The sequence below is a fragment of the Mesorhizobium sp. genome (genome assembly GCF_004962925.1).
Taxonomy (GTDB): Bacteria; Pseudomonadota; Alphaproteobacteria; order Rhizobiales; family Rhizobiaceae; genus Mesorhizobium.
The window spans coordinates 1-9119 of the sequence record NZ_SUEO01000066.1; the positions used below are offsets into that span (position 1 = coordinate 1).

The following is a 9119-nucleotide window of genomic DNA, read 5'->3' on the forward strand; positions in this document are numbered from 1 at the left end:
TTGCTGCCCGGCGCCATCACGCCGGGTGAGATCATGGCCGCCCGCGAAGCAGGCTTGCGTTTCCTGAAGTTTTTCCCGGCGGAACAGTCAGGCGGCATCGCCTCGCTCAAGGCATTCGCCTCGCCGCTCGCCGATGTCAAATTCTGCCCGACCGGCGGCATCACCGGCAAGAACGCCGCCGACTATCTGAGCCTGCCCAACGTCATCTGCGTCGGCGGCTCCTGGGTGGCGCCGGACGATTTGGTCAAGGCCGGCAAGTGGGATGAAATCGAAGCCCTGGCGCGCGCCGCGAGCAAACTCGGGCGGTAGAGACACTTTCAACAAGTGAATTGGCTGCATCGCCGGCGGCATTGCTGTTTGCGAACAGCAAAAAGCCGCGCGGGGTTGCCCGGCGCGGCTTTTGTATTGCTTGGTCGATCCGCTATTTGGTCTGGAAGCGGGCTACCGACAGGAACTTGACGGCATTGCCGGTGAACCGGTTGGCGTCGGCCATCTGATCGTTCGGCTGGAAGCCCGCAGTGTAGACCTCGCTCGGCGGCGTGTGCACGATATTGTAGGCATAGCGCGGCGCCGTCGTTGCGCTGGAGACGGTGGCGACATTCTCGCCGCTGTTCAACGCCCAACGCGCGGCCTTCGGCTCGGCGGCGACCACCACGGACTTGGGACCAGGCTTCAGGTCACGGGCGGTTGCCCTGGCTGCCTTGCGGGTGGTTTTCACACCCGCACCGATCGCCGCAGCCGGATCGGAGCCGATCGGGCGGGCAACGACAGCCCCGCGCGGCGATGCAGCATTGACGTTCGCCGCGTCGCTGAAGACCGAGCTCGGCTGGGAGAGCGAAGCGACCTGGTATTCGTCGGTTGCGCTGACCCGCTCGAGGACGGCCTTGACCGCGTCGGGTTGGACCTGGGCGGACTGGGCCAAATCGGGTTGGGCCAAATCGGGTTCGGCCAGGTCAGGCTGAGCCAAGTCGGGCCGCGCCGACGGCAGCACCGAGAACGCATCGGTAACGGTCTTGCCGTGCCCGGCCGTGTCCGCCAGCGCCAAAAGCACATCCTTATCCTGCGGCGCAAGGTCGGCCGCTGCAAGGTCGGCCGGCAGCGAATGATCGGGACGCCAGGTCGGCAACGGAATGTTGTTGGCCGCAACCTGCGCCGGATCGGCGACAGCAGACGGGTCGGCCATGCCGAAGGGGGCACTTGCCGGCGCTTGTGCGGTCGCCACCGCCTGTTCGGTGGTAGCAGTGGCATCCGCCACGCCGAACGGAACGTTTTCGGGTGGCTGGGCGCCGACATCGGTCTTCGGACGCGGGGCGAAATCAGGCAGCGGAATGCTGCGCGCCGGCAGCGCGGCGATGATCGTTTCCGGCGTATCCTCCTCCGGTTCCGGAGCAGGCGCGTCGGCGATTTGCGGAATCTCGGCGCGCTTCGCATCCTCAGGCGACACGATGGCAATGCCCGGAAGCTTGCTGTCCTTGGCGACCGGCGTCGGCTTCGCGTTCGCCAGCTTCACGGTCTTTGGCTTCGGCGCCGGCGCGGCTGCCACATCGGCGCTGTCATCCGCCTCGTCTTCACCGCCGCCGAAGAAAGCCGCCAGCAGACCGCCGGATCTTTTGGAGCCGCCACCTGCACTGGCCAGCTCGATGGCGGGAGTGCCGGCGCCCTTGCGCGACTTGTAGGAGGCGAGCGCCTGTGAATAGCCGGGCAGCGGCTTGCCGTCGCTCGGCACGTGCAGCGTCTTGCCATTGGGGAACACGCGCGCCAGTTCCTGGCGGCTGATGCCCGGCCAGTGGCGCACATTGCCGACATCCATGTGGACAAAAGGCGAGCCGGACGACGGATAGTAGCCGACGCCGCCACCTTGCATCCGCAGACCGATGTCGCGCAGTTTCTTCAGCGGCACGCCGGGAATGTAGAAGTCCATCGCCTTGCCGAGCATATGCTGGCTTTTCTTGGCGACGCCCCTGCTGCGGCTGCGCAGCATCGAGTTCGTGGATGACGAGCGATAACCGCACACGACCTGGATATAGTCGCGGGCGCCGCTCTCCCGGTAAGCCTCCCAGACCAGGTCCAGCAGGCGCGGATCCATCTTGGTCGGCTCGTTGCGGCGCCAGTCGCGCAGGATGACGTTGATCTTTTTCAGACCCGCCTGGTCGTAGCGGCCGCCGCGCTTGAAGACGATCTCCGCCTTCTCTTTGGTGTGGAGGTTATAGAGTTTTAGCGAACGCGTCTGAGCGCTGGCGCCGGTCTCAGCCGCTGCAAGGAAGCCAAAGGCGAGAATCACCGCTGCCAGCCATCTCGGCCAGACGCTCATGTGATAGTGCCGCCCGTTTGTGTGTCGTTCGACTTTGTTCAAATCAAAAGGCCTTGCAGGCTGCCGTTTGTCCCCGGATTTGACCAACGGATGCGGTGATGTTCGCATCCGAATATCGATCCTAATGGTTAATCATCGCTTATTGAAGCCGAAATGCGGTAACACCGTGGCGATATCCCGTCAAAAATATTGCGCAGGGTTTCTTGGTAAACTGCTGGTTTAGATCATGTTTCGGCCTTTGCCTTGAACACGATCTGTTACCGGACGCCTTAATGCGTGAACACAGTTGCAAGCGCGTCGCCCGACGCGTCATCCATGACTGTCGACTGTCCCTGATGCCAGGCTGGCAAGCTGGTCCGGACTGCTTTGTCAGGAAGCAAGCCGGTCGATACGGCCTGTTTCCGGATCGATGCCGTATTCCTTGAGCTTCCTGTAGAGCGTGGAGCGGCCGATGCCGAGGCGGCGGGCAACTTCGCTCATCTGGCCGTTGTAATGATCGATGGCGAGCTTGATCATTTCGAGTTCGACGTCGGCCAGCGTGCGCACATTGCCGCGTTCGTCGAGCGCCCGCAGCGTGCCGAAGCGGGGCTGCGGCCTGGCCGGCGGATCGGTCTCGGCCGCAGCGATGCCGTTTTTGGCCGAAGCACCCTCGCCAGGCGGCTCGATGGTCAACGGCAATGCGGGATATGGCAACGCGCCATGCGCATCGAGGTTGACGGTGCCTTCGACCTGCGCCCGGATCTGCGGAAACTCCTCCTCGGTCAGCAGGTCGCCCTCGCAAAGCACCGAGGCTCGGAAGACGGCGTTTTCCAGCTGCCGGATGTTTCCCGGCCAGTCGTAGGCCTGCAGCATGGCGAGCGCCGCTGCCGAAATGCCGTGCAGACGATGACGTGGATCGGTGGGCGCAATCTTCTCCAGGAAGTGCTCGACCAAATACGGAATGTCGTCGCGACGATCGCGCAGCGGCGGCACGAAGATCGGATAGACGTTCAGCCGGTAAAACAGATCCTCGCGGAACTTGCCGTCCTTGACCTGCTGCAGAAGATTGCGGTGCGTCGCCGAGATCAGCCTGATGTCGACCCTGATGGTCGAACGTCCGCCGACCGGATCGACCTCACCGTCCTGCACGGCGCGCAACAGCTTGACCTGCACGTCGAGCGGCAGATCGCCGATCTCGTCGAGGAAGAGTGTGCCGGAATGCGCCTCGACGAACTTGCCGGTGTGTTTTTCGGTGGCGCCGGTGAACGAGCCTTTCTCGTGGCCGAACAGGATCGATTCGACCAGATTGTCGGGGATGGCGCCGCAATTGACAGTGACGAAGGGTTTGGAGCGGCGGTCGCCGCTGCCCTGGATGGCGCGCGCCACCAACTCCTTGCCGACGCCGGATTCGCCCTCGATAAGGATCGGGATATTGGACGCGGCCGCTTTCTGGCCGAGACGGATCACGCGGTCCATCGCCGGGCTATGCGTGATCATGTCCTTGAAGGTCAGATGTCCGCCGCGCCGCCGCGACGTGCGCTTCACTTCGCCCTCGACCGCCTCGACCTTGAGCGCGTTGCCGATCGATGCCTGCAGCCTGTCGGGAGAGGCCGGCTTGACGACGAAATCGAAAGCACCATGACGCATGGCCGAAACGACGGTCTCGATGCCCCCCTGGGCAGTCTGCACAATAACCGGAACATGAATGCCGCGCTCGCGCATTGCCTTCAGCACGCCAATGCCGTCGAGGCCCGGCATGACAAGGTCGAGGATGACCACCGACACATCGCGCGCATTGGATCCGTCGAGCGCATCGAGACCCGCCTCGCCGCCGTCCGTGACGATCGCGCTGTGGCCGAATTTCGTCACGGCCGCCTCGAGCAGCCTGCGCTGCACGGGATCGTCATCGACTATGAGTATGGAACCTGTCATGACTGGTTCAACGATGCTCGCCCAAAATGCCCACCCAAGGGGCCACCCCTATGGATCATCTTGGCACAGGGTTCTAAACAAGGTTTCAAAAAACCCGGTGAACGAATTCCTTAGGATTTGACTGGCTTCTCATTCCCCTTTGACACTTCGAGTCTGGCCGCTTGAATCTTGCAATCTGGAAAGTATCGGCAATGCGCATGGTTTTTGGTCGGCAGCTTGCGGCGTCGTCGTCCGGTCAGGGCGTGGCGGAGCTTGGCGATCTGCCGGAATGGAATCTCGCCGATCTCTATTCGGGTATGGAAGCCCCCGAGCTAAAGCGCGACATTGCCAAGGCGGCAGCCGATGCCATCAGCTTCGAGAGCCGCTGGAAAGGCACGCTCGCCGCCGAGGCGGAGCGCGGCGACAGCGGCAGGCTTGGCGAAGCGCTTGCCGCCTATGAGGCACTGGAGGAACTGATCGGCCGGATCGTCTCCTATGCCGGACTGATCTATGCCGGCAACACCGCGGATCCGCAGCGCGCCAAGCTCTATGGCGACATTCAGGAGAAGATGACCGACGCCAGCGCGCATCTCCTATTTTTCGCGCTCGAACTGAACCTCATCGACGATGCCTCGATCGAGACCGCGCTTGCTGCCGACCCCGCCTTCGCTCACTACCGGCCGTGGGTGCTCGATCTGCGCATGGACAAACCCTACCAGCTCGAGGATCGGGTCGAGCAGCTTTTCCACGAGAAGTCGATTACCGGACGCGGCGCCTGGAACCGCCTGTTCGACGAGACCATGACCGATCTGCGCTTCGACATCGATGGCGAGGAGCTGACCCTGGAGCCGGCGCTGAACCGCCTCCAGCACGCCGATGGCGAGGTGCGCCGCCGAGCCTCTGAAGCGCTGGCCGCAACCTTCCGCAAGAATTTGCGCACGTTCACGCTGGTCACCAACACGCTGGCCAAGGACAAGGAGATTTCCGACCGCTGGCGTGGCTTCGAGGACATCGCCGATTCACGCCATCTCGCCAACCGCGTCGAGCGCACCGTGGTGGATGCGCTGGCCTCAGCCGTTCGCGATGCCTATCCGCGCCTGTCGCACCGCTACTACGCGATGAAGGCGCGTTGGCTCGGCATGGACGTGATGAACCACTGGGACCGCAATGCGCCGTTGCCAGAGACCCCGCAGGCGATCATCGGTTGGGACGAGGCCAAGAACACGGTGCTTTCCGCCTATCAGAGCTTTTCACCTGACATGGCGGCGATCGCCCGGGTTTTCTTCGACCGCAACTGGATCGACGCGCCGGTCAGGCCGGGCAAGTCGCCGGGCGCCTTTGCGCATCCGACCGTGCCGTCGGCGCATCCCTATGTTCTGCTCAACTACATGGGCAAGCCGCGCGACGTGATGACGCTGGCGCATGAGCTTGGCCATGGCGTGCATCAGGTGCTGGCCGCAGGCCAGGGCGCGCTGATGGCTTCGACGCCGCTGACGCTGGCCGAGACGGCATCCGTCTTCGGCGAGATGCTGACCTTCCGCTCGCTGCTCGACCAGACCACGGATAAGCGCGAGCGCAAGGCTATGCTCGCGCAGAAGGTCGAGGACATGATCAACACGGTCGTGCGCCAGATCGCTTTCTATGAGTTCGAACGCAAGGTGCATGCCGAGCGCAAGAACGGCGAATTGACATCCGATAGGCTCGGCCAGTTCTGGCTGGAAGTGCAGGCGGAAAGCCTCGGGCCGGCGATCAAGCTGCGCGAGGGCTACGAGGTCTTCTGGACCTACATCCCGCACTTCATCCATTCGCCCTTCTACGTCTACGCCTATGCTTTCGGCGACTGCCTGGTGAATTCGCTCTATGCGGTCTATCAAAATGCAGAGCGTGGCTTTCAGGAGAAGTATTTTGCCATGCTGCGCGCCGGCGGCACCAAGCATCATTCCGAGCTCCTGGCGCCGTTCGGCCTTGACGCCACCGACCCTGCCTTCTGGCAGATCGGACTTGGCGTGATAGGCGGGCTGATCGACGAGCTCGAAGCTTTGGACAATTGACGCACAGCGCTGAACATCCGGGGTCGACAGAACAGTTTAGCCGCAATGCATATTGAGGCCGTTCTATTCTTGCCCTAAATATTTGTTCTTAAATAACTCTCTGTGGGATTTTTCCGTTAGCTTTCGCGAAGCTGTATGATAGCGTCCCGCCTCAAGCTCAGTCGGGCGCGGGGCTCAGGCCAGGAAAAAATCTCCGGCCGGTCACGGTGCTCGGCGAATGCGACAGCGGCCGTTGGCCATGGCAGGAAGAGCCGGTCGCCGACAGCTCGATTTAAGCCGGCTGTTCCGCGACAGCGGAGCCACCATTGAATGGTCCTTTTGCCAAGGTCACCACTCCAGGCCACGGCAGATGGATCCGACTGGAGAGAGAGACAATGGGCACTTTTTTCTACATGCTCCTAGCCTTCCTGGTAGGTGTGTTGGTTGGCTGGTTCATCTGGGGACGTCTGCGTGGCGAGCTCGACAGCCTGCGCGGTGACATGGACCGCACGCGCAGCGAGCGCGACAGACTGCGCGCCGACGCCGACCGCCTGACCGGTGAGCTGAATGTATGCCGCGGCGCCCGCGCCGACTTGGAGCGCCAGCTGGGCGAGGCGCAAGGCGCCAAGACCGGCGCGACAAAGGCAGCGATCCCGGCACCGTCGGCATTGATGGCGACGTCCGCGCCGGCAAAGACTGCGCCGACCAAGTCTGCCCCAGCAAAGTCCACGCCGGCAAAGACCGCGTCCAAGAAACCGGCGGCCGCCAAGGCGGCAGCCGCGCCAAAGGCCAGTGCATCGAACGCGGCGGCGTCGAAAACGAGCGCCACAGCCAAGAAGGCTGCGCCAGCGGCAAAGAAAGCCCCCGCAGCCAAGGCAACAGCGGCAGCAGCTGATAAGCCCGACAGTCTGCGTCGCTTGATCGGCATCGGCCCGGTCAACGAGCGGAAGCTGCACGGCCTTGGGGTCAGGACCTACGCTCAGATCGCCGCCTGGACGGCGGCGGATATCAAGCGGATCGAAGACGTTCTCCAGTTCGACGGCCGCATCGAGCGTGAGCGCTGGATCGAGCAGGCGAAATTGCTTGCCGCCGGCGACGAGAAGGAATTCGCGCGCCGCTTCCCGACCGCGGGGACCACGAGCAACACCTGAATTGCCTGCCGGCATCGAGCACATAACAGACTGGCGGCGCCCTCGAGGTGCCGCCGGTTTGCTTTTGCACCAACGCTGCCTTTGCGTCTTGAGACGCCGCTCTCTCGATTGCGCGCGATCGAGCCCCCATATAGAGCGATAGCTGGCGTCATCGACCGCAGCATCCGAGCCCCATGTCCCTGCCCTCTGCAATTTTCCGGAATGACGAGCGCGCGCACCAGCTCATTTTCGATCGTCCGTCCGGCATCATCGTGGCGCATGACGCGGAGGATTTCCTGCCGGCGCTGGAAATTGCGCAGGCCGCTCATGACGCCGGCAGATGGCTGGCCGGATATTTCTCCTATGAGGCCGGCTACCTGCTCGAGCCGAAGCTCGTTCCGCTGCTGCCGGACGGACGCCGCGCCCCGCTTGTCTGCCTGGGAATCTTCGACGCGCCTGTCGAACAGACGGTCGTGCGCAGCAACGCGCCGGCGACCAACGGCCCAATCTTCGACGCAAGGGCTGCCTGGTCTTCAGAAGATTACGCAAAACGCTTTGCGCGGCTCCACAATCACATTCGCAAGGGTGATTGCTATCAGGGCAATCTGACCTTTCCGGTTCATGCGCAGTGGTCGGGCGATCCGCTGGCCGCCTTCGACGCGCTGACGGAACGCCAGCCGGTGAAATACGGCGCGCTGATCGCGCTCGGCGATCCGGTCGTTTTGTCGCGTTCGCCGGAACTGTTCTTCGAGATCGATGCCGAAGGCATGATCGAGACCCATCCGATGAAGGGCACCGCCCCGCGCGGCGCGACCGAGGCGGAGGACAAGCGGCTGAAGGCGTTCTTGCTCAATGACGAGAAGAACCAGGCTGAGAACCGGATGATCGTCGATCTCCTGCGCAACGACATCTCGCTGATCAGCGAGGTCGGCACGCTGGAGGTGCCGGAGCTTTTCCGCATCGAGAGCTACCCGACCGTCCACCAGATGGTGAGCCGCGTGCGGGCCAAGCTCTTGCCCGACCTCACCATCCGCCAGATCTTCGCTGCGCTGTTCCCATGCGGATCGATCACCGGCGCCCCAAAAATCCGCGCCATGGAAATCCTGCACGATCTGGAAGGCTCGCCGCGCGACGTCTATTGCGGCGCCATCGGTTGGATCGCGCCCGGCGGCACGATGCGCTTTTCGGTAGCGATCCGCACGATATCGCTCTTTTCCGGTGGCGAGGCCGTCTACAATATCGGTGGCGGCGTCGTGTTCGATTCGACGGCCGAGGAGGAGTATCAGGAGTGCCTGCTGAAAGCGCGCTACGCGACGGGAACACCGCCGATTTCGACCTGATCGAAACCATGCGCTGGCAGCCGGGCCAGGGCTTCCTCCGTTTCGACCGCCATCTGGCACGCCTTTATGGCTCGGCAGCCGAACTGGGTTTTGCCTGCGATCCGCAGAAGGTCGGCGAGCTGCTCAGGAACGCCGTCGACCGGCCGGACATAGCCTTGCGCACACGGCTTGTCCTGTCGCGCAGCGGCAAGATGACGGTCTCGGCGCTGCCTTATGAGCCCCATGCAGCCGACAAGGCGTGGAGGCTGCAACTGGCAAGGGTGCGGCTCGATTCGAGCGACATGCTGCTGCGCCACAAGACGAGCCGCCGGGATACCTATCAGCGGGCGCGAGCCGAATATCTGATTAGCCGCGCCGACGAGGTGCTGCTGGCCAACGAGCGTGGCGAAATCTGTGAGGGCACGATCACCAATCTCTT

Annotated in this window: 6 protein-coding genes and 1 pseudogene; 5 read left to right on the forward strand and 2 right to left on the reverse strand. The window is 63.2% G+C overall.

Annotated features, from left to right (window positions below; translation table 11 throughout):
* A pseudogene (locus E5W87_RS15330) lies at window positions 1-309 on the forward strand (keto-deoxy-phosphogluconate aldolase); the annotation flags it as partial.
* A gap of 112 nt (window positions 310-421) precedes the next feature.
* On the opposite strand, the gene E5W87_RS15335 reads toward E5W87_RS15330, so the two are convergent.
* Entirely contained in the window at window positions 422-2311 is a 1890-nt protein-coding gene (locus E5W87_RS15335) for a DUF882 domain-containing protein (protein WP_292398752.1), read from the reverse strand.
* Between the two features lie 369 nt (window positions 2312-2680).
* Window positions 2681-4222, reverse strand: coding sequence for a sigma-54 dependent transcriptional regulator (locus tag E5W87_RS15340; RefSeq protein ID WP_292398755.1), 1542 nt, complete (start codon window positions 4220-4222; stop codon window positions 2681-2683).
* A 191-nt stretch (window positions 4223-4413) separates the two neighbouring features.
* Here E5W87_RS15340 and E5W87_RS15345 point away from each other — a divergent pair, with 191 nt between their 5' ends.
* The 4 genes from E5W87_RS15345 to E5W87_RS15360 all read left to right on the forward strand — a co-directional run.
* A complete protein-coding gene (locus E5W87_RS15345) occupies window positions 4414-6252 on the forward strand; it encodes a M3 family oligoendopeptidase (RefSeq protein WP_292398759.1) in 1839 nt (612 codons plus the stop codon).
* A gap of 374 nt (window positions 6253-6626) precedes the next feature.
* Window positions 6627-7382, forward strand: a complete 756-nt coding sequence (locus tag E5W87_RS15350; protein ID WP_292398762.1) for a proton-conducting membrane transporter — start codon at window positions 6627-6629, stop codon at window positions 7380-7382.
* 173 nt (window positions 7383-7555) lie between these two features.
* The gene (locus E5W87_RS15355) at window positions 7556-8701 is read left to right on the forward strand and encodes an aminodeoxychorismate synthase component I (RefSeq protein ID WP_292398765.1); all 1146 of its coding nucleotides are present in this window, start codon (window positions 7556-7558) and stop codon (window positions 8699-8701) included.
* Window positions 8650-9119, forward strand: a 470-nt coding sequence (locus E5W87_RS15360; RefSeq protein WP_292398768.1) for an aminotransferase class IV, incomplete at its 3' end; no start/stop codon positions are given. The genes E5W87_RS15355 and E5W87_RS15360, both read left to right, overlap by 52 nt.

Bases quoted from the DNA above. Each gene is read 5' to 3' on its own strand.
- E5W87_RS15335 (WP_292398752.1), bottom strand. From the start codon at position 2,311: ATGAGCGTCTGGCCGAGATGGCTGGCAGCGGTGATTCTCGCCTTTGGC.
- E5W87_RS15340 (WP_292398755.1), bottom strand. From the start codon at position 4,222: ATGACAGGTTCCATACTCATAGTCGATGACGATCCCGTGCAGCGCAGG.
- E5W87_RS15345 (WP_292398759.1), top strand. From the start codon at position 4,414: ATGCGCATGGTTTTTGGTCGGCAGCTTGCGGCGTCGTCGTCCGGTCAG.
- E5W87_RS15350 (WP_292398762.1), top strand. From the start codon at position 6,627: ATGGGCACTTTTTTCTACATGCTCCTAGCCTTCCTGGTAGGTGTGTTG.
- E5W87_RS15355 (WP_292398765.1), top strand. From the start codon at position 7,556: ATGTCCCTGCCCTCTGCAATTTTCCGGAATGACGAGCGCGCGCACCAG.